The organism is Parashewanella curva, assembly GCF_003675895.1.
Classification (GTDB): Bacteria; Pseudomonadota; Gammaproteobacteria; order Enterobacterales; family Shewanellaceae; genus Parashewanella; species Parashewanella curva.
Map to the genome: position 1 here is coordinate 1 of NZ_ML014954.1, position 941 is coordinate 941.

The window sequence follows — 941 nt, forward strand, 5'->3', positions numbered from 1 at the left end:
GACATCATCGCCTGCACGAATTGCGCCATAGGATTTGCAGCTTGAGTAGCAGCGGTTTGTTCGGTAGGAACTGCAGTAGATTCAGGAATGGAATCCGTTAAGGTTAAATCGCAACCTGTTGCGTACATCAAGGTTAGTAATTGCTGAGGCTGATCTTTAACACTTGGATGTTGCGCAATATGATTGGCCGCAGCGATAATCTGCCTTCTAAGGCTTGTATCGGTTTTCTCAGCAGTTTCATTTTTCACCGTTGCACCAAACAGAGCGTTATAGGCGCAAGCTTTAGCAAGAGGTCGGTCAACATGCATATCTTCAAGGGTGGTCCTTGATTGGCTAAATGCTTCAAATATCATTTTAGCTGTTGAATTCATTAGCAGTGCTAACTTGCCGTTGTTTTGCCAGTACGGACCACCTCCTTCTTCACGCTTCTCTTCATAAGTTTTTTCTAACTCAGCAGAATAAAACCATTCTTTGGCGGTGTCGGGTGGAAATACAGCAGATGAAACTTGGCATGCCTGACAGTATTCTGTGTATGCATGACTATATTGTGCGTGGGTTAAGTCAGGTAAAATCGGTAGTAATTGCGCTAACAATGCAGAGCCAACATTCGAGATGCTGAACTCTCCCATTACAGCCAGATTTTCTAGCTCTTTAGTTATAACGTGGAGCATACCTTGTAAATCGGCGAGATGTGCAGAGATTGATTCATCAGCACCAGTGAGTAATCCGTCAGTACTCACTTTCTTTCTTGCCGTATCGAGTCCCTGACTGACAATATTAAGCAGATAGTTTTGCTGTTGAATCAAAGGTGATGTTTTTTGATTAGTTGCATTATGCAGTACTTGTTGCATGGCGAGCATGATGAGTAATTTTGCTTTTGTCTGTGGCAGTGCTGTAATACTCACTAATAACGCCGATAAATGATTGACGAAATCACAAAG

At 42.7% G+C, this 941-nt stretch carries 1 protein-coding gene; it reads right to left on the reverse strand.

Annotated elements, in window-relative coordinates; genetic code table 11:
- The coding region (locus D5018_RS21900; protein WP_165905157.1) for a hypothetical protein at positions 1–905 on the reverse strand (905 nt) is incomplete at its 3' end.
- Positions 906–941 lie beyond the last annotated feature (36 nt).